Consider the following 18,037-nt stretch of genomic DNA (forward strand, 5'->3'; position numbering starts at 1 on the left):
CGGCCGGCTCGCCCCGCGTCAGTCGGTCGGCTCCGTACCCGCGGTCCACACCTCGGCGACCAGCCGTTGCCAGGCGTCCACCACCGCGCCCAGCTCGAAGTGCTCCAGCGCGTGCGCCCGGGCCGCCGCACCGAGGCCCGCGCGGTTGACCGCCAACACCTTGCCCAGCGCCTCGGCGAGGGCGAGCGGGTCGCCGGGGGCGACGAGCGCGCCGGTGGCGCCGTCCCGGACGACCTCACGGACCCAGCCGACATCGGTGGCGACGGCGGGCACTCCGGCCAGTGCCGCCTCGATCAGCGCGCCGGGAACGCCCTCGCTGTCGCTGGTGAGCAGCAGTGCGTCGGCGGCGCGGTACAGCGGGGCCGGGTCGGGCAACGGGCCGAGGAAGTGGGCGCGGGCGGCGGCCGGGTGGCGGGCCAGTGTCTCGCGCAGCGGGCCGTCCCCGGCGACGGCGAGCCGGACGTCGGGCAGGCGGTCGAGCACGTCGAGGGCGAGGTCGAGCCGCTTCTCGGGCGCTATCGCGCCGATCCAGGCGACCAGCAGGACGTCCGCCGGCAGGCCCAGCGCGTGCCGGGCGGCGCGCCGGTCGTCCCGGCCGTCGGCGGGCGGATAGCTCTCGGCGGCACGGGAGTTGGGGATCACGTGCACCTTGCCGTCGGGCAGTGCGAACTGCTCCTCGAGGACGGCACGCGCCTCGCCAGTGAGCGTGGTGACGGCGGCGGCGCGGTGCATCAGCGCGCCGCCGCGCACCCGGCGCAACCGGGTGGCGGTCCAGTAGCGGGGGTGGCCGACGGAGACGTAGACGAACGGGGTCCGGGTCCCGGCCAGGGCGAGGGCGCAGGCGGCCAGGGTGTCGGAGCCGTGGGCGAGCACGACGTCGGCGGCGCACGCGGCGGAACGCAGGGCTCGCAGGGTGGTCGGGCGAAGTCGGCCGGGGCCCAGGACGGCGGCGCTGCGCAAGCCGGAGACATCGGGGCAGTCCCCTGGATCGGCCTCCGCGGCGCCGCGGTGGACGGCCGGGTGCGGGGCGAGGGCGCACAGCGCGGAGGACTGGCCCCGGCGGCCCAGTTCCCGGTGGAGGTCACGGGCGAAGTTCTGGGCGCCCCCGCGGCGTGTATCACTGATCAGATGCAGGACACGCGGACGGGTTCCGGCCGGATCGGCCGACATATGGTCGGGCATGGACCGACCTTGGCACAGTGCTCCGCCCAGGACAGCCCCTTCGCGCAACCTGATGGTGGCCCATCCGCCCGCGCTTGTACACCCGATGTGCGCCAGAGAGCCGCCGTCGTGCGCCGGTTACGACCACCGCGCGCCCCGTCTCACCCCCTGCCGCGCTCCGGTTCGCCTCCGTCGCGCCGTACCGCCTCCGTCGCGCCTCACCGACTCCGCCCCTTCGTCCTGGCGTCCTGGCGTCCTGGCGTCCTGGCGTCCTGGCGTCCTGGCGTCCTGGCGTCCTGGCGTCCTGGCGTCCTGGCGTCCTGGCGTCCTGGCAGGCCGGGGGCAGCACCGGGTTCCGCGTCAAGTCTCGTGTCAATCTCCGCGTCACCCCGTCGAGTTATCCGGCCGCCCGACCCCCGATAGGGCGGTACGCGGAGCGCCCGGGCACTGCCCGGGCGGCCACCACCCGACCCCGAGGCGGTTACGCGGTTCGGGTGAACGCGGTTGGACCTGGGCCCGGGCCGCTCGGCAGGATGTCCGGCCGGGGCGCCGCAGCACTGCCCCATCTCCCCCTTCCTCATACGGATTTGGAGTCACCCGGTGTTCAAGGGATTCCGCAGCTTCCTGCTGCGCGGAAACGTGGTGGACCTCGCGGTCGGCATCGTGATCGGCGCGGCCTTCACCGCCGTCGTCACCGGGTTCGTCAGCGCCTTCCTCACCCCGCTGGTCGGCGTCGCGTCCGGAGCCGTCGGCGACTTCACCCAGAAGACCTTCGAGGTGGCCGGCACCCGGTTCCCGTACGGCCTCTTCGTCAACGCGGCGATCGGCTTCGTGCTGACCGCCGCCGTCATCTACTTCGCCGTGGTGCTGCCGGTCGGCAAGCTGCAGACGCGCTTCGAATCGGCCACGCCCGCACCGGCTGCGAAGGTGGACTGCCCGGAGTGCCTGAGCTCGATCCCGGCCGCCGCGAGCCGCTGTTCGTTCTGCACCTCGGAGGTCGGCAAGCCGGGTCTGCCCGCGCAGGCCCAGGCGCTGCAGTCGCACTGACCTGCGGAACCGTAGCGGCGACCGTCGGCCCGGACCTGCGACCGCCGTCCGACGGGCCTCGAACCAGGCGGTCAGCGCGCTGACGGGATCTTTATTCCCGAAACATTCACGAGCTCCCGTCGCACCCTCGGCGGGGGCTCGAATGCGCCAGCGCACGCCCTGCCCGCAAAAGTTTCTCCGCAGGGCCCTGGACCGTCCACCGGCCGGTCACCGCACGGCCGTCCAGCGGCGCCGTCCGGCCACTGTTCGATCACTGACGGGGCGCCAAGGTTGTCCGGAACCAGACTCCGGAATGTCCGTTCTTACTACTTTCGAAACCTTTGTGCGAGCGAAGACTGTGTAAACACTCGAACTGCTCCCCCTCCCGCTCTCCTCAGCAGGCGCATTGTGGGCTTACCGTATGCCCCATGACCTCGCCCCGCTCCTACGACGGAGTCGGCTACCCCTCTCCGTCCTTCTCCTCCGGCACGCCGATTTACGACAGCCTCGTGGCTGAGCGCGGCGTCCCCCAGATCGCACCCATCAACGTGCCGGCCGCCCTGCCGCCGGCACTGTCGTCCGGTTACGGATCCGGCCTCGGCCAGTCCTACGAGAACCGGTACGGCAACGGGTACGAGAGCGCCGGCAGCAACCTCCCCGCGCTGCCGCCCGCCCGCCTCGCCCTGGGCCCCGGCCCGAGCAGCGGCCCCTCCACGGCGTACATCCCCGCGCAGCCCGCGCCGGCGTACGCCTCCCCACAGCCGTCGGTCCCCGGTTACGGCGCCCCCCAGCCGTACCAGCGACCGCAGCCCGGCTCGCCGGCCTTCACCCAGACCGCCAGCGGCGGCTACCAGCCGACCGGCGGCCAGAGCTTCGGCGGCCAGAACACCTTCATCGGTGGCCAAGCCGGCCAGCAGCCCTTCGGCGCGCAGCAGAGCGGCGGCCCGGGCGGTTTCGGCCAGAGCCAGCCAGGCGGTCCGCAGAGCTTCGGCGGCCAGCAGGGCTTCGGCGGCCCGCAGTCCTTCGGCGGCCCGACCGCGGGCGGCCCCGGCTTCCAGGGCCAGGGCGGCGACCAGTCCTTCGGCGGCGCCCAGCTGCGCCCGGCCATGGCGCCGGTCGCGCCGGTCCGCCCGATGCAGCCGCAGCGCCCGGGCCCGTACGGCGAGGCCGGTCACGGCTCCTTCAACACAGCGGGGCAGGTCAACGGCGGCTACCAGTCGCAGGGCCAGGGCTACTGAACCGCTGACACCCCGAGGCCGTCCCCCACACGGCCACACCCGCACCACCTGAGCAGCACCCGGCGACCCCTGAACGCCGGGCGAACGGAGAACGGGTCATCCACGGACCGCCCGGAACGCCCCCCACGGCGTCCCGGGCGGTCCGTGCGCATATGGGGGGCCTGCATGCGGCGGCAACCCTGCTGGCAGGATGGGGGAATGCAGCTCACCGGACTCCACGTCTACCCCGTCAAGTCCATGTACCGCCTGAGCCCGGACACCGCCCCGGTCCATCCCTGGGGCCTGGCCGGAGACCGCCGCTGGATGCTCGCCGACCCGACCGGACGCTTCGTCAGCCAGCGCGAGAACACCGCCCTCGGACAGATCCGGCCCGCACTCCTGCCCGACGGCTCACTCATGCTGACCGCCCCCGACGGCTCACGGATCGAGGTCCCCGCCCCCGCCGTCGCGGCCGGCGACCCGCTCGCCGAGGTCGAGGTCTGGGGCACCCGCTTCCACGCCGCCGAAGCCGCCAAGGAAGCACACCAGTGGATCGCCGAACACCTCGGCGACTACCGCCTGGTGCACCTGGACGACCCGCGCGCCCGCCCCGCCGACCCCGAGTACAGCGAGCCCGGCGACACCGTCTCGATGGCCGACGGCTTCCCGCTGCTGGTCACCACCACCGCCTCGCTGGACCGGCTCAACGAGCTGATCGCCGCCGAGCACCCGGACGAACACGAAACCCTGCCGATGGAGCGCTTCCGCCCCAATGTGGTGGTCACCGGCTCCGAGCCCTGGGCCGAGGACGGCTGGCGCCGCATCCGGATCGGCGAACTCACCTTCAAGGTCGTCAAGCCCTGCGGCCGCTGCATCATCACCACCACCGACCAGGAGACCGGCGAACGGCGCGGCAAGGAACCGCTGCGCACGCTCGCCCGACACCACCGGCTGCTGCGCACGGCCGCCTTCGGGCAGAACCTGATCCCCGAGCGGCCGGCCGGCGTCGAAGGCGACGTGCTCGGCACGCTCCGCCTCGGCGACGAGGTCGAGGTGCTGGAGGACGGGGCGCACTGGCCGGCCGACGGGCGCTGAGCACGGGCCGCACCCCGGGGGCGTCCTACCCGCGCGGAGCCGCCGCCTCGTGGAATCGCCTTGTGGAACCACGTTGTGGAATCGCATGTGTGGAACCGCTTCATGGAACCGATTCATGGAGCCATTCTGTGGAGCCGTTCTGTGGAGCCGCCGCCGCACGGAACCACCGCTGTGCGCGCTCGTTGAACAAGTGGTCGGAACCTGTGGCGGCGGTGGGCCCTACCGGTGTCCGCGCGACAACGGGCGGCCGAACCACCCATGTGAGCGCGCTACGGTGGGCGGGCCGCCCGCGCACCTCCGCGCGTTCGGCCCGTTGAACGCCTGCTCGACGAAGGTGGGGACGACAGACCGTCATGGCTGAGCACAGGGTCCGGGTCACCCAGGACAGCGCATCCCGCTGGCGTCGCCGCGCGGGCGAGTACGAAACGCTCGCGGAGGCCCTGGCCGCCGCCGAAGCGGGCGACACCGTGACCGTCCGGCCGGGCACCTTCCGGGAGAACGTGCTGCTCGACAAGCCGGTGACGATCGTCCCGGCCCAGGGCCCGGGCACCGTGCGGATCGAGCCGCCCTCCGGGGTGGCGCTGACCGTCACCGCCGCCGCGACCGTCCGCGACCTCGTCATGGAGGGCGGCGACAGCTCCGCCCCCGCCGTCCTGGTCACCGGCACCGAGGCGACGCCTTCGTTCAGCGGCTGCCGGATCGAGACCCGCTCGGCCACCGGGATCGAGATCACCGACGGCGCCCGGCCGACCCTGCGCGGCTGCGTGGTCGCCAACCCCGGCGGGCTCGGGCTGCGGCTGCGCGGCGAGGGCACCGCCGCCGCCTTCGAGGACTGCGAGGTCGCCGCCGCCGGCCAGGCCGGACTCGCCGTCCTCGGCGGCGCGACCGCCGTCCTGGACCGTTGCCGCGTCCACCACGCCTCCGGCGCCGGCGTGCTGCTCTCCGACCCGGGCAGCGCGGCCGAGCTGACCGGCTGCGAGATCTACGAGATCCGCGGCAGCGGAGTGCAGGCCGACGCGCAGGCGGGCGGGCGACTCGTCGACTGCGAGATCCACCGGGTCACCGGCAACGGGCTGACCCTGGACGGCGAGGCCGAGCTGGTCCTCACCGGCTGCCGGGTGCACGACCTGCCGGAGAACGGCGCCGACCTGCGCGGACGCTCCCGGCTCAGCCTCGCGCACAGCACCGTACGGGACTTCGGCCGCGGCGCACTGTCGGTCTGGGACCAGGGCACCGAGGCCATCGCCGAGGCCTGCCAGATCCACGGCTCGACCGGCGAGTACCCGGCGCTGTGGGTCAGTGACGGCGCCCGGCTCACCCTCACCGACTGCTCGCTGCACGACCTGCCCGACGCCCTGTTCGTCCTCGACCGGGACTCCGCCGCCACCGCCGAGGGCTGCTCGTTCAGCCGGATCCGCAGTTCGGCGGTCTCGGTCAGCGGCGGAGCCACCGTCGCCCTGGCCGCCTGCCGGGTACAGGAGGCGGGCACCGGACTCTGGTTCCGCGACCACGGCAGCGGCGGGCTGCTCACCGACTGCGAGATCTCCGACGTGTCCACCGGGGTGATCGTCACCAAGGGCGCCGACCCGGTGCTGCGCGACTGCACCGTGCGAGCCAGCACAGACGCCGGGGTGTACGTCTCGGCGCAGGGGCGGGGCACCTTCGAGGACTGCCGGGTCTCGCACGGCAAGGGCTTCGGCTTCCACATCATCGACGGCTGCCGGACGCAGCTCATCCGGTGCCGGGCGGAGCAGAACGAGCGGGCCGGGTTCGAGTTCTCCGAGCCGGGGCCGGTCGCGGAGGGGTGTACGTCGGACGACGTCGCGGCGGCACCGGGGCCGGGCTCCGGGCTGGGGTCGGGGCGCGGTTCCGGGCTAGGGCCTGGGTTGGGGTCCGGACTGGGGCCTGGGCTGGGGTCGGGACCGGGTTCCGGGGCGGGTTCCGCGCTCGGGTCACCGTTCGGAGGCGCGGACGTACCGTCGCCTCGCACCTCCCAACTGGCCGCCGTTGCGCCGTTGTTGGCCCCGGCCTCGGCCTCGTCGGCGATCGCCCCGATCCCGGACTGCCGACCGGCCGACGAGGCACTCGCCGAACTGGACTCGCTGGTCGGGCTGGCCACGGTGAAGCAGGAGGTGCGCACCCTGATCGACCTGATCTCGGTCGGCCGCCGTCGCCGCCAGGCCGGGCTCAAGGCGCCGTCGCTACGCCGACACCTGGTCTTCACCGGCGCCCCCGGTACCGGCAAGACCACCGTCGCCCGGCTCTACGGCGAGATCCTCGCCTCACTCGGGGTACTCCAGCGCGGACACCTGGTCGAGGTGGCCCGGGTGGACCTGGTCGGCGAGCACATCGGCTCCACCGCGATCCGCACCGCGGCCGCCTTCGACCGGGCGCGCGGCGGCGTGCTCTTCATCGACGAGGCGTACGCGCTCGCTCCCGAGGACGGCGCGCGGGACTTCGGGCGCGAGGCGATCGACACCCTGGTCAAGCTGATGGAGGACCACCGGGACGAGGTGGTCGTCATCGTGGCGGGCTACACCGCCGAAATGCAGCGCTTCCTGTCCGCCAACCCCGGCGTATCGTCCCGCTTCTCACGCACCATCAGCTTTCCCGACTACACGGCGGAGGAGCTGCTGGAGATCGCCCGGGCGCAGTGCGCGGAGCACGAGTACGCACTCTCCGAGGGGACTGCGATGGCACTGCTGGAGCACTTCGGAGGGCTGGAGCGCGGCCCCAACTTCGGTAACGGGCGCACCGCTCGGCAGGTCTTCGAGACCATGGTCGAGCGGCACGCGGTACGGATCGCCCACCTCGCCGACCCGTCCACCGAGGAACTCCAGCTGCTCGTCCCGGCCGACCTGCCGACGGCTCCCCTGCCGTAGCGCTGCCGCCGGGGAACTCGTCGGCCGCGCCGGGCCGTTGAGGCGGGCATGAGCATGCTTCTGACGGGCACGGCGGGCGGGTTACTGTTACCGGCCGGGCTGGTGGTGCTGTTCTTCCTCTGCGCGGTGGTACGGCGATTGCGTGCCCGCCCGGCGACGGGTCCGTCCGGCGGCCGCAGCGCGGGCGCGACCGCTACGGAGGAACTGCACGCGCTGCTCTACCCGAGCAAACGGGTGCAGTTGGAGCAGCGACGGGTCGAGCTGGTGCTGCGGGACGACGAGCACGACGGCGCGCCGAAGCGCACTGGTATCGACCTCGCGGGCGGGCGGGCGGTGATCCGGCGGTAGGTGGACGGGTGACGGGTGACGGGTGAGGGGTGACAGCGAACAGCTGACGGGCGAGCGCTGATGGGTGGCGGCGAACAGATGACAGCCGACAGCTGACAGAGTCTGAAATCTGTCAGCTGACATCTGTTCGCCGCCCGTGGCCCATCCACTCGGCCCAAGGCCCGCTACCCCAAGCCGCCGCACCAGCAGTTCCACCCGCGCCTCCGCCAGGTCCGACCGGAGCCGGCGGCCCGTCCGCCTCGGCCAGCCCCGGGCGGCCGGGCTGCTGCTCACCGAGCGCCGCGGCCGGGGCACCCGACAAGCAGCCTGACGGAACGTCGAAACGCCGGAACACCGGAGCGCCGGAGCGCCGGAACCGAACGAACGCCCTGAGGTCGGACCGGCTGCGGTGTCAGCCCGCCCAGGGGCCGCCGGCGAGGAAGGACTCCAGCGCGGCCCGGTAGGGCGCGATGTCGATCCGCTCGCCGGCCAGCCAGTCGTCCGAGTAGTACTTGTCCAGGTAGCGGTCCCCCGGGTCGCAGATCAGCCCGACCACGCTGCCGGTCCGCCCGGCCTCGCGCATCTCGGCGACGATCCGAAGCGCGCTCCACAGGCCCGTCCCGGTCGAGGCCCCCGCCTTCTTCCCGAGGACCTGCTCCAGCACCCGCACGGCGGCGATCGACGCGGCGTCCGGCACCTTCATCATCCGGTCGATCGCCCCCGGGACGAAGCTCGGCTCCATCCGGGGTCGCCCGATGCCCTCGATCCGCGAGCCGCTGTCGCAGACGGCGTCCGGGTCGTGGCGCACCCAGCCGTCGAAGAAGCAGGAGTTCTCCGGGTCCGCCACGCAGATCCGGGTGTCGTACTGCATGTAGTGCACATAGCGGGCGATGGTCGCCGAGGTGCCGCCGGTACCGGCGGTGGCCACGATCCAGGCCGGCTCGGGGTGCGGCTCCAGGCGCAGCTGGGCGAAGACCGACTCGGCGATGTTGTTGTTGCCGCGCCAGTCGGTGGCCCGCTCGGCGTAGGTGAACTGGTCCATGTAGTGCCCGCCGGTCTCCTCGGCGAGCCGGGCGGACGCCTCGTACACCTCGTCCGAACGCTCGACCAGGTGACACTCGCCGCCGTGGAACTGGATCAGGTCGATCTTGGCCTGGCTGGTGCTCTTGGCCATGACGGCGATGAACGGCACGCCGATGAGCTGGGCGAAGTACGCCTCGGAGACGGCGGTGGAACCACTGGAAGCCTCGATCACCGGCTTGCCGGGGCGGATCCAGCCGTTGCAGAGCCCGTAGAGGAAGAGCGAGCGGGCCAGCCGGTGCTTGAGCGAGCCGGTCGGGTGGGTGGACTCGTCCTTGAGATAGAGGTCGATCCCCCACTCGGCCGGCAGCGGGAAGCGCAACAGGTGGGTGTCGGCGGAGCGGTTGGCGTCGGCGTGGACCTTGCGCACCGCCTCCTTGAGCCAGGCACGGTAGTCCTGGTCGGAGCGGTCGACGTCGACGGTCGGCTCGATGCCGGACCGGGGGTCGTGCTCGATGCCGCGCTCGGCGCCGGACTGGGTGCTCATTGGTCGCTTCTTCCTCGTAGTCCCCCCACTGCTCACTACGAGTGTACGAGTGTCACGATAAGTGACCGTTTTCGAAGACCCAGCTTCCGCTTATCGCCTCTGCTATCGCCTCTGCGACTTATTGCCTCTGCGACACGACCCACCCAGTCGTCCGGACCCAGCCGACCCAGCCCGGCTGGACGACCCGGCCGAGCTGGACGACCTAGCCGAGTTGGACGGGCACCGACTGCGGATCCGCGAGGTACGGCCCCCAGCCCAGCTCGGCCGCGCCCGCGAGCGCGCCGTGCGCCAGCTCCGCGCCGACGATCGGCACCCGTCCGCTGCGTCCCCACAGACTGCGCTCGGCGACCACCGCGCGCAGCCGCTCGGGCGCGGCCTTCAGCAGGTCGAGGTGCAGGCCGCTGAGGACCACGCGGTCGGGGTTGAGGATGTTGGCGACGCCGGCCAGCCCGAGCCCGAGCCGGTCGATGACGTGCTCGACCGCCGCGCGCGCCCGGTCGTCGGTGGCGGCTGCCCGGCACAGCTCGCGTGCCTGGTCGAGCAGCGGGCGCCCCGGCTCCGGGGTGAGCCCGGCGGCGGCGAACAGCGCGTCGGGGTCGGTCTCCGAGTTGAGGCAGCCGCGGTTGCCGCACATGCAGGGACGGCCCTGCGGGTCGACGGTGAGGTGGCCGACCTCCAGTGCGAGGCCCGCGCTGCCGGTGTGCAGGTGGCCGTCGATCACCAGCGCCCCACCGACGCCGCGGTGGCCGGAGGTGACGAAGAGCAGGTGGCGGGCGCCGCGCCCGGCGCCGTGCCGGTACTCGGCGAACGCGGCGAGGTTGGCGTCGTTGGCGATCGCAGCGGGCAGCGGGCGCAGCGCGTGCGGGCCGTGGTCGGCGCGGCCGACCTCGACGTCGAAGAGGTCGGCGACCGGGGTGCCGCTGGGCCAGGCGAAGTGCAGCGCGGCCAGCGCGGTGCCGTCCGGCTCGGTGACCGGGTTGGGCAGCGCGAGCGCGGCGCCCAGGCAGCGGCGGTCGGTCGCACGGACGAGGTCGGCACCCGCCTCGGCGACGGCGCGCAGCATTCGGACCGGGTCGGTGGCGGCGGGCAGCGGCAGGTGCACGGGCGGGTCGAGCAGCCCGCCGAGGCCGGCCAGGGTGACGCTCAGTCCGTCGGCGTGGATCTGCCCGGCAATCACGACCGGGCCCTGCGGGTCGATCGCGAGCCGGTGCGAGGGGCGGCCGCGGCCGCCGCCGGCCGGGCTCGAGTCGACGGTGATCAGGCCGAGCGCCTCCAGCTCGGCCGTGACCGCGCCGGCGGTGGCGCGGGTGACGTCCAGCGCGCGGGTCAGCGCCGAGCGGGTCGGCGCCTGGCCGGTGTGGATCAGCGAGAGGGCGGGGCCGAGCAGCGTCCGGCCGCGGTCGGGGGCCGCGCGGCGGTGGCCGTCGCGCTGCGCGTCGGGGTCCTTCCCGGTGCCGGGCCTCGGGCTTGATGGTGAGAGCTGCACGCCCCTATTGTGACTTTGTGCCGCTTCGAAACAAAATCCGCGCCCATCCCAGACCGGACCTCCCCTCCTCCCAGTCTCGCAGCACGCCCCCGATGACCGACAGCCCCTGGGGCTCCGCACGCATCGCGCTCACCGCGTTCTTCGCCGTCGACGGTTTCCTCTTCGCCGCCTGGGTGGTCCGCATCCCGGACGTCCGCAGCCAGGTCAGCGCCTCGCACAGCGCCCTCGGGCTCGCCCTGCTCTGCCTGTCGGTCGGGGCCGTCATCACCATGCCCGCGGTCGGACGACTCTGCCTGCGGTACGGCTCACGCCCGGTGGCCGTCGGCTCGCTGGCCCTGCTCAGCCTCGCCGTCCTCCTGCCCGCGCACGCCCACTCGGTGACCACGCTCGGCGCCGCGCTGCTGCTCTTCGGTGCCGGGTACGGCGGGGCCAACGTGGCCATGAACAGCGCCGCCGTCGATCTGGTGGCGCAGCTGAGGCGGCCGGTCATGCCCAGCTTCCACGCCGGGTACAGCTTCGGCGGACTGCTCGGTACGGGCGTCAGCGGCCTGCTCGCCGGCCCCCTGAGCACCGCGTGGGCACTCGCGCTCAGCGGACTGCTCGGCATGGCCGTCACCATCGGCGCGGGCGTCGTGCTGATGCGCAGCCCGGCGGCACCACTGATCGCACCCGGCCGGGCGGGCGCAACGGCGGACGGTGGTGCGGCGGCCGGTGGTACGGCAGCCAGTGGTGCGGCGGACGGCCGTGCGGCGAACAGTGCGGCCACGCCCGGGAGTGGCACGGTCGCGGGCCGTACGCCTGCCCGCCTTCTGGTGCTGCTGCTCGGTGTCACCGCGCTGTGCACCGCGTACGGCGAGGGCGCGATCGCCGACTGGACCACCCTCCACCTCACCGACGACGTCCACGCGAGCTCCGCGGTGGCGGCGACCGGCTACGGCGCGTACGCGTTCGCGATGGCGGGCGGGCGGGTCGGCGGCACCTGGCTGTCCATCAGGCTCGGGCAGACCCGGCTGATGCTGCTCGGCGGACTGGCGGCCGCGGCCGGGATGCTGGTCGCCGCCCTCGCCCCGTTGGCACCGCTGGCGATCTGCGGGTTCGTCCTGGTCGGGCTCGGCCTGGCCAACCTCTTTCCGCTCGCCATCGCCCGGGCCGGAGAGGCGGGCGGCCCGCAGGGCGTCGCGCTCGCCTCGTCCCTCGGTTACGGCGGGATGCTGATCGGCCCGGTGGTGATCGGCTTCCTCGCCGACGCGGCCGGCCTGCCGCTGGCCCTCACCACGGTCGCGGTCGCCGCGACGGCGGCAGCACTCCTGCCACTGTCGGTCAGGCGGCGGTTCAGGTGACGGGTGACAGGTGATGGGCTGCGGGTGACAGACGACGGGAGACAGGTAACAGACGACAGCTGACAGATTTCAACATCTGTCAGCTGTCTACTGCCTCCCCCCGCTGTCGAATACCGCCCGAGCAGTGGCAGGATGCGGGGCCATGACGACCAGCGAACGCTTCCAGGTACTGCGGGCGAGCGAGCGCCCGGCGATGGCGTGGCTCAACGGGGGCGGGGTGACCAGGGAGGTCGCCGGATTCCCGGCAGGATCCGGGCTCGACGCGTTCGACTGGCGGGTCAGCCTGGCCGACGTGGCCTCGGCCGGACCGTTCTCCCCGTTCCCCGGCATCGACCGGGTGATCACCCTGGTCGACGGCGCCGGCATGGCGCTCACCGTCGACGGTGTCGAGCAGCTGGTCGACACACCGTTCCGGCCGTTCCCGTTCTCCGGCGACGCCACCACGGACTGCCGGCTGCTGGCCGGCCCGGTGGTGGACTTCAACGTGATGACGCGGCGCGGGCGGGTCGAGGCCGCCGTTGACCTGGCCACCGCGCCCGCGGTCGTCGAGGTGTCGGCCGGAAGCACGGTCCTCCTCGTCTGCCTCACGGGCTCGGCTGTCATCGAGGGCGTCGAGGCCGTCGAACTCGCCCGCTACGACGCGGCGCTGCTCGAGGCACGGGGCGCGCACGAGCTGCGCCCGGACGGCGTCACCGCCGTCATCACCTTCCGCGCGCGCCACTGAAGCACGCCCCACCCACTGGGAACACCGCGCCGACGAACACCGCACCAACGGACACCGCACCAGCGGACACCGCACCGACCAACGACGGCGCTCCCGCCCCGGATCCCGGAGGCGGGAGCGCCGTTGCCGGTTCAGCCGCAGAGCACCGGCGTGGCGTGCGCCGGGTCCAGGGCGTTGGTCACCAGGTGCAGCGCCGTCGGCGAGAACGCGATCGCGACGTGCTCCACGAGCGAGACCGGGCAGTGGTTCTGCAGCACCACGTTGTCGACGCCCGGGCCGTTCAGGAACTGGGTCCGCCACGGGGTGACGACCTCGTCGTACACGGTGGAGATCACCGTGTAACTCACGCCCGGCACGGTGTCCGGCCGGGAAGCCATCGTCTTGTTGAAGTCGGAGTCGACCGCCTGGTCCCGGCAGGCCTGGCAGACGGTGTAGATCAGGTCCGCGACGCCAGGGAAGTACGGCGCGAGGTTGACGATCCCGTCGAGCGTGGTGCCGTGGTTGGACGGTGCCAGCCCGACCAGCTTGCCCACCTTGGAGGCGCCGCCGAGGAGCTTCAGGTAGTAGTTCGGCAGCATGCCGCCCTGCGAGTGCCCGACGATGTCGACCTTGGCCGCTCCCGTCGCGGTGCGCACCAGGTCCACGAAGCGGGCGAGTTGGGCCGCCGACTCGGGCACCGCGCCGAGGCCTCCGATCGGGAGCAGCAGGCCGCTGCCGGTGGAGGTGATGCCGGGGATGGTCCCGTAGTCGAGGGCGAAGACGCAGTACCCGAGGCTCTTCAGCAGCGGGGAGAGCGCCAGCCAGTTCTCGTAGCGGTTGGCGAAGGTGCCGTGCACCAGGACGACCGGGTTGGGGTGGGCGGCGGTCGGCCGACAGGTCCAGTCGTTGGCGCCGGGCGGCGAGGCCACCGTGTCGCCGTCGGGCGGCAGTTCGGCGGCGGTACGGGCGGCAGGAGCGGCGACGGTCGGGGCCGCGCTCGCGGGCACCGCCGTCGCGCCCGCCAGCAGCGCACCCGCCAGCAGGGCGGCGCCGAACGTGCCGCCGAGCTTACGGCGCACGGGACTTGCGGAGAAGCGGAGAAGTGGGGTTCTCAACTGTTGCCTCCACAGCTGAAGTTTGTTACCAACAGGTAACCCGAGTGGCTCCATCATGCGGTCGCCCCTCCGGCCCGGCCCTTGGGCGTTCCCCAGACCTGGACGGTGTTCTCTGTGACCGGTCACAACGCACCCCACTGCACGCCCCCGAACACCCCAGCGCAGGCACCGGGTTGGCGCGTCCCGGTGATCGGCGGCCTCCCGGCCGACCAGCGACTCCTGCGCAGCGTCCACGACTTGGCCCAGGCCGTGGTCACCGCACTGCTGGACCGCGTACCGGCCTACCGCCGCCTGCCCCGCGAACAGCTCACCGGCGAACTCACCCGGGACACCGAGCGACGGATCCGCGCACTCGCCCACACCATCCGCACCGGACTCCCCGCCCCCGCCGGGGAGTTCACCGCCGTCCGGGAGTCCGCCGCCCGGCGCGCCGAGGAGGGCCTGCCACTGGACGCCGTCCTGCTCGCCCACCACCTCGGCCTGGAAATCTGCTGGGAGTTCGTCACCCGGCACGCCCGGGAGGGCGACGCCATCGAGCTGCTGGTCCTCAACCGGCTGCTGCTCGACCAGCTCCGCCAGGCCGCCACCGCAGCCGGCGCCGGCTACCTGGACGGACGCCGCCCGACCGCCGACCGGCGGTGCGCGGCCCGGCAGTCCCTGCTCACCGCACTACTCGCGGGCGCCCCCGCCGACGAGGCCGCCGCGCGTGCCGGGCTCCGGCTGCCTGTCCGCTACGCCGTGCTCTGCCTGTCCGTCGCCGACCACCCCGACGAACACTCCCCCGGCGTCGACCCGGGCGTCGCCGCCCGCCGCAAGCTGCGCCGCCTCGGCACCGAGCTCGACCACCGCACCCGGCAGTCGGCGCTCACCGCGTTGACGCCCTCCGGCGGACTGGTCCTCGTCCCGTTCGACCCGTTGCCGAAGCGCCCGGCGTCCCCAACGCCCCCTACGACCCCGGCCCCCCTGACCCCCCTGACCTCCCTGACTTTCCCGAAGTCGTCCGCGCCATCCGCTTCGTCCGCGTCGCCGGAACGGCCCGACGCCGACTCCGAGGACCCCTGGCCGCAACTCGCCGCCACCCTCACCGCGGCGGCCCGGGCCGCCGGCGCGCCCGTCCTGGCCGGGGCCGCCACCGCTGTACCCGCCGAGGTGCCCGAGGCGGCTGCCCTCGCGTACGAAGTCCTCGACGTCGCACGGACGTTCGGGCGCCCACCCGGGCTACACCGGTTGGACGACGTCCTGCTGGAGTACCAGCTCACCCGGCCCAGCCAGGCCCGCGCCCGGCTCGCCGCGCTGCTCGAACCCCTGGCGGAAGCAGGGGAGTTGCTCACCACTCTGCGCACTCACCTCGCCGGGGGCCTCAACCGCCGGCATACCGCGAGCGCGCTGCACCTGCACCCGAACACCGTCGACTACCGGCTGCGCCGGGTCGCCGCGTTGACCGGCCTGGACCCGGCACGCCCCGCCGACGCACTGCGGATCACCGCCGCCATCGCCGCACGGACCGCCGAACAGGACTCCCCCGCACGGTAGTTCCGATCCACCCTGGACACCGCACCTGCCTGGTGGCACCCACCCCCGGACAGCGCAAGGCACCCGCGTCACCGCCGTTCACGAGACGGCGACAGCACGGGTGCCGACGACAGCGCGGACACTGACGGGAAAGCCCCGCTCACCAGTCCGGTCCGCGAGACCCGGAAAGCCCGAGAGCCTCAGGAGGAGGCCCGAGGAGCCCGGGGAGCCTGAGAGACCCGGAAGGCCAGGAAGCCCAGGAGCCCCGGGAACCCCGGGAACCCGGACCTCAGCAGCTGAGAGCGGAGTGGGTCAGCACCTGGCTGTTGAGCCTGTCCCAGGTCTGCGGGCCGACGATGCCGTCCTGCCCGATGCCGGCGCACCTCTGGAACCGCCAGACGGCCGCGTCGGTCGCGTTGCCCCAGGCCCCGTCCTCGTCCAGCCAGGCGCTCCCGGACGAGTACGAGACGTGGTTGAGCTCGCACTGGAGCTGCTTCACCGCGTCACCGGTGTTGCCGTACCGCAGCGTGGGCTGGGCGCTGGTGTAGCCGCAGTACTGCGAGGCCTGCGCCGAGGCGGCGGGCGCGGTCGCGATCCCGGCTGCCAGCACGATTCCGGCGGTGACGAGGCCGCCGACGAGACGGTTGCGCATGGGAGTCCCCCGTTCTATAGGTCGATCAAGATCGAACGAACGGCACCCTAGTCGACGAATCGTCAGGAAAGCGGCTGCTCCGTCTAAAAGATCGACAAAGCGATGGTCAGCTCTGTTCCCCCGGGAGCCGCAGGTCCCACCCGACCAGGGCCCGAAGCTGCTCCGCCGTCACGCCGTCCGGCACCGGCTGGGGCGCCTCGTGGCGCAGCGGCGGCTGCCAGCCCTCCTCCTCGGTCCAGCGGCGGACCACCTTGGCCGGCGCCCCGGCGACCACACTGTGGTCCGGCACCTCGCCGCGCACCACCGCGCCCGCCGCGACCACCACGTTGCGGCCGATCCGCGCCCCCGGCAGGATCACCGCGCCGGTGCCGATCCAGCTGCCCGCGCCGATCTCCACCGGCTCGTTGCGCGGCCACTGCTTGCCGATCGGCAGATCGGTGGCCCGGTACTCGTGCGCCTGGTCGGAGATGTAGACGCCGGGACCGGTCCACACGTCGTCGCCGAGCACGATCGACTGATGCCCGACGATGTGGCTGTCCCGGCCGATCACGCAGCCGCCGCCGATCCGCACTATCGGCTCCGGCCCGAGGTCGAGGCCGGGCAGGAACCCGGCGCTGATGGTGACCCGCTCGCCGATGATCGAGAACGGCCCGATGGTGATCCACTGCTCGTTGAACACCGCCCCGAGGGGAAAAGCGAGGCTCGTCCCGTCCCCCAGCTCGCCGAAACGGTACGGGCCGGGGCTCTGGTTGGTGACCGCGCCGGTCCTCTGCACCCAGCGCCAGCCCCGGTGGACGAGGCGCCCGGCAGCACGGCGGCCGCCCGCCCGGACGGCGGAGACGAGGGAACGGGTTATCGGCATGCGCTCACGTTACCGGCCCGTAGCCGAGGCCCGGCCGCCGGGCGGTCAACATCACACCGGCCCCTCCCGCCCCGACCGCCGCACGGGGTCACCAGCAGTCCGGGCGACTGCGGGGCTGCGATTCCCGCTGCCGTCGAGCCCACCACGACGGAACTTTCCCCTGCCCCGGCCACCCGAAGGCGTGTCCGAAACCCGCGACCGGCGGCGGTCCGCAGTGGAAGACTCCGTCCCATGAAGATCACCGAACACATCGACGCGCTGCGCCACGAGGGCACCCTGCTCGCCGAGGCCGCCGCCCGTACCGATCTGTCCGCCCCCGTCCCCACCTGTCCGGAGTGGCAGCTGGGCGACCTGCTGCGGCACGTCGGCCATGTGCACCGCTGGGCCACCGCCATCCCGTCCCGACGCCTGTCGGCGCCGCTGGACGAAGCGGGCGTGGAGGCCGCCGTCGGGCCGATGCCCTCGGACGCCGCGCTGGTCGACTGGTTCCGCGAGGGCCACGCCACCCTGGTGGACGCGCTCGTCAAGGCCCCGGCCGACGTCGAGTGCTGGACCTTCATGCCCGCGCCCAGCCCGCTGGCGTTCTGGGCCCGGCGCCAGGCGCACGAGACCGCCATCCACCGCCACGACGCCGACGCGGCGGCCGGGGTGCCCGGACCGGCCGTGGGCACCGCGCTCGCCTTGGACGGCATCGACGAACTGGTACGCGGCTTCATGACCCGCAGCCGGGCCACGCTGCACAGCGACCGGCCGCGCACCCTCCAGGTCCGGGCGACCGACGGCCACGGCACCTGGCGTCTGACGATCACCCAGGAGCCGCCGGCCGTCACCACCGACGAGAGCAGCGAACCGGCCGACCTCACCCTCACCGGCCCTGCCCGCGAGCTCTACCTGCTGCTGTGGAACCGGCTGCCCGCCGAGCAGGCCCGGCAGGTCGAGCCGACCGGCGACCGGGACCTGCTCGACCTCTGGCGGAACGCGGCGGCGATCGGCTAGTTGTACTGACCAGTGAGGTTGGGGACGCGGCTGGCGGGTGGCTTGCCTGCGAGCGCGGTGTGTCCGCGGTGGTGATTGTAGGTGTGCAGCCAGTCG

Annotated in this window: 15 protein-coding genes and 1 pseudogene; 9 read left to right on the forward strand and 7 right to left on the reverse strand. The window is 73.3% G+C overall.

All coding sequences use genetic code 11. The features are described from left to right. Positions 1 to 18: 18 nt before the first annotated feature. Positions 19 to 1,182, reverse strand: coding sequence for a glycosyltransferase family 4 protein (locus ACIBEC_RS40245; protein WP_360504961.1), 1,164 nt, complete (start codon positions 1,180 to 1,182; stop codon positions 19 to 21). Between the two features lie 579 nt (positions 1,183 to 1,761). Between ACIBEC_RS40245 and mscL the strand changes: the two genes are divergently transcribed. The 5 genes from mscL (at position 1,762) to ACIBEC_RS40270 (ending at position 7,729) form a co-directional block, all read left to right on the forward strand. Continuing rightward, positions 1,762 to 2,208 (forward strand): large conductance mechanosensitive channel protein MscL, encoded by a 447-nt coding sequence (gene mscL / locus ACIBEC_RS40250; RefSeq protein ID WP_360504963.1) that lies wholly within the window; start codon positions 1,762 to 1,764, stop codon positions 2,206 to 2,208. Between the two features lie 407 nt (positions 2,209 to 2,615). Then, a complete protein-coding gene (locus ACIBEC_RS40255) occupies positions 2,616 to 3,425 on the forward strand; it encodes a DUF6643 family protein (RefSeq protein WP_396290172.1) in 810 nt (269 codons plus the stop codon). Positions 3,426 to 3,623: 198 nt separating this feature from the next. Further along, positions 3,624 to 4,499 carry an MOSC N-terminal beta barrel domain-containing protein gene (locus ACIBEC_RS40260; protein WP_360504965.1) on the forward strand — a complete coding sequence of 292 codons (876 nt, stop codon included), beginning with the start codon at positions 3,624 to 3,626 and terminating at the stop codon, positions 4,497 to 4,499. A 353-nt stretch (positions 4,500 to 4,852) separates the two neighbouring features. Further along, on the forward strand, positions 4,853 to 7,381 hold the full coding sequence (locus tag ACIBEC_RS40265) for a right-handed parallel beta-helix repeat-containing protein (RefSeq protein ID WP_360504967.1): 2,529 nt from the start codon (positions 4,853 to 4,855) through the stop codon (positions 7,379 to 7,381). A gap of 48 nt (positions 7,382 to 7,429) precedes the next feature. Continuing rightward, entirely contained in the window at positions 7,430 to 7,729 is a 300-nt protein-coding gene (locus ACIBEC_RS40270; protein ID WP_360504969.1) for a DUF6191 domain-containing protein, read from the forward strand. Positions 7,730 to 8,120: 391 nt separating this feature from the next. On the opposite strand, the gene ACIBEC_RS40275 is transcribed toward ACIBEC_RS40270, so the two are convergent. After that, the gene (locus ACIBEC_RS40275) at positions 8,121 to 9,275 is read right to left on the reverse strand and encodes a PLP-dependent cysteine synthase family protein (RefSeq protein WP_360504971.1); all 1,155 of its coding nucleotides are present in this window, start codon (positions 9,273 to 9,275) and stop codon (positions 8,121 to 8,123) included. Positions 9,276 to 9,477: 202 nt separating this feature from the next. After that, positions 9,478 to 10,662 (reverse strand): ROK family protein, encoded by a 1,185-nt coding sequence (locus tag ACIBEC_RS40280; protein WP_360504996.1) that lies wholly within the window; start codon positions 10,660 to 10,662, stop codon positions 9,478 to 9,480. 191 nt (positions 10,663 to 10,853) lie between these two features. On the opposite strand from ACIBEC_RS40280, the gene ACIBEC_RS40285 reads away from it, so the two are divergent. Next, complete coding sequence (locus ACIBEC_RS40285; RefSeq protein ID WP_360504973.1) at positions 10,854 to 12,101, forward strand: MFS transporter; 1,248 nt, start codon at positions 10,854 to 10,856, stop codon at positions 12,099 to 12,101. Positions 12,102 to 12,243: 142 nt separating this feature from the next. Continuing rightward, positions 12,244 to 12,825 carry a HutD family protein gene (locus tag ACIBEC_RS40290; RefSeq protein ID WP_360504975.1) on the forward strand — a complete coding sequence of 194 codons (582 nt, stop codon included), beginning with the start codon at positions 12,244 to 12,246 and terminating at the stop codon, positions 12,823 to 12,825. Between the two features lie 131 nt (positions 12,826 to 12,956). Here the strand turns inward: ACIBEC_RS40290 and ACIBEC_RS40295 are convergent, their stop codons facing one another. After that, complete coding sequence (locus ACIBEC_RS40295) at positions 12,957 to 13,883, reverse strand: alpha/beta fold hydrolase (RefSeq protein ID WP_360504977.1); 927 nt, start codon at positions 13,881 to 13,883, stop codon at positions 12,957 to 12,959. 150 nt (positions 13,884 to 14,033) lie between these two features. Here ACIBEC_RS40295 and ACIBEC_RS40300 point away from each other — a divergent pair, with 150 nt between their 5' ends. Beyond that, positions 14,034 to 15,452 (forward strand): helix-turn-helix domain-containing protein, encoded by a 1,419-nt coding sequence (locus tag ACIBEC_RS40300; protein WP_360504979.1) that lies wholly within the window; start codon positions 14,034 to 14,036, stop codon positions 15,450 to 15,452. A 268-nt stretch (positions 15,453 to 15,720) separates the two neighbouring features. Here the strand turns inward: ACIBEC_RS40300 and ACIBEC_RS40305 are convergent, their stop codons facing one another. Together ACIBEC_RS40305 and ACIBEC_RS40310 are read right to left on the reverse strand one after the other, a co-directional pair. After that, positions 15,721 to 16,083, reverse strand: coding sequence for a peptidoglycan-binding domain-containing protein (locus ACIBEC_RS40305; protein ID WP_360504980.1), 363 nt, complete (start codon positions 16,081 to 16,083; stop codon positions 15,721 to 15,723). 106 nt (positions 16,084 to 16,189) lie between these two features. Next, complete coding sequence (locus ACIBEC_RS40310; protein WP_360504982.1) at positions 16,190 to 16,945, reverse strand: DapH/DapD/GlmU-related protein; 756 nt, start codon at positions 16,943 to 16,945, stop codon at positions 16,190 to 16,192. A gap of 231 nt (positions 16,946 to 17,176) precedes the next feature. On the opposite strand from ACIBEC_RS40310, the gene ACIBEC_RS40315 reads away from it, so the two are divergent. Continuing rightward, complete coding sequence (locus ACIBEC_RS40315) at positions 17,177 to 17,941, forward strand: maleylpyruvate isomerase family mycothiol-dependent enzyme (RefSeq protein ID WP_360504984.1); 765 nt, start codon at positions 17,177 to 17,179, stop codon at positions 17,939 to 17,941. Here ACIBEC_RS40315 and ACIBEC_RS40320 read toward each other — a convergent pair. Continuing rightward, positions 17,938 to 18,037: pseudogene (locus ACIBEC_RS40320) on the reverse strand (IS481 family transposase); the annotation flags it as partial. The gene ACIBEC_RS40315 and the pseudogene ACIBEC_RS40320 sit on opposite strands and share 4 nt — an antisense overlap.

The organism is Kitasatospora sp. NPDC051164 (genome assembly GCF_044455625.1).
Taxonomy (GTDB): Bacteria; Actinomycetota; Actinomycetes; order Streptomycetales; family Streptomycetaceae; genus Kitasatospora.

What these genes read in the sequence shown, in the direction of transcription:
- ACIBEC_RS40245 (WP_360504961.1), bottom strand. Translation starts at nt 1,182, where the DNA reads ATGCCCGACCATATGTCGGCCGATCCGGCCGGAACCCGTCCGCGTGTC.
- ACIBEC_RS40255 (WP_396290172.1), top strand. Translation starts at nt 2,616, where the DNA reads ATGACCTCGCCCCGCTCCTACGACGGAGTCGGCTACCCCTCTCCGTCC.
- ACIBEC_RS40260 (WP_360504965.1), top strand. Translation starts at nt 3,624, where the DNA reads ATGCAGCTCACCGGACTCCACGTCTACCCCGTCAAGTCCATGTACCGC.
- ACIBEC_RS40265 (WP_360504967.1), top strand. Translation starts at nt 4,853, where the DNA reads ATGGCTGAGCACAGGGTCCGGGTCACCCAGGACAGCGCATCCCGCTGG.
- ACIBEC_RS40270 (WP_360504969.1), top strand. Translation starts at nt 7,430, where the DNA reads ATGAGCATGCTTCTGACGGGCACGGCGGGCGGGTTACTGTTACCGGCC.
- ACIBEC_RS40275 (WP_360504971.1), bottom strand. Translation starts at nt 9,275, where the DNA reads ATGAGCACCCAGTCCGGCGCCGAGCGCGGCATCGAGCACGACCCCCGG.
- ACIBEC_RS40285 (WP_360504973.1), top strand. Translation starts at nt 10,854, where the DNA reads ATGACCGACAGCCCCTGGGGCTCCGCACGCATCGCGCTCACCGCGTTC.
- ACIBEC_RS40290 (WP_360504975.1), top strand. Translation starts at nt 12,244, where the DNA reads ATGACGACCAGCGAACGCTTCCAGGTACTGCGGGCGAGCGAGCGCCCG.
- ACIBEC_RS40305 (WP_360504980.1), bottom strand. Translation starts at nt 16,083, where the DNA reads ATGCGCAACCGTCTCGTCGGCGGCCTCGTCACCGCCGGAATCGTGCTG.
- ACIBEC_RS40310 (WP_360504982.1), bottom strand. Translation starts at nt 16,945, where the DNA reads ATGCCGATAACCCGTTCCCTCGTCTCCGCCGTCCGGGCGGGCGGCCGC.
- ACIBEC_RS40315 (WP_360504984.1), top strand. Translation starts at nt 17,177, where the DNA reads ATGAAGATCACCGAACACATCGACGCGCTGCGCCACGAGGGCACCCTG.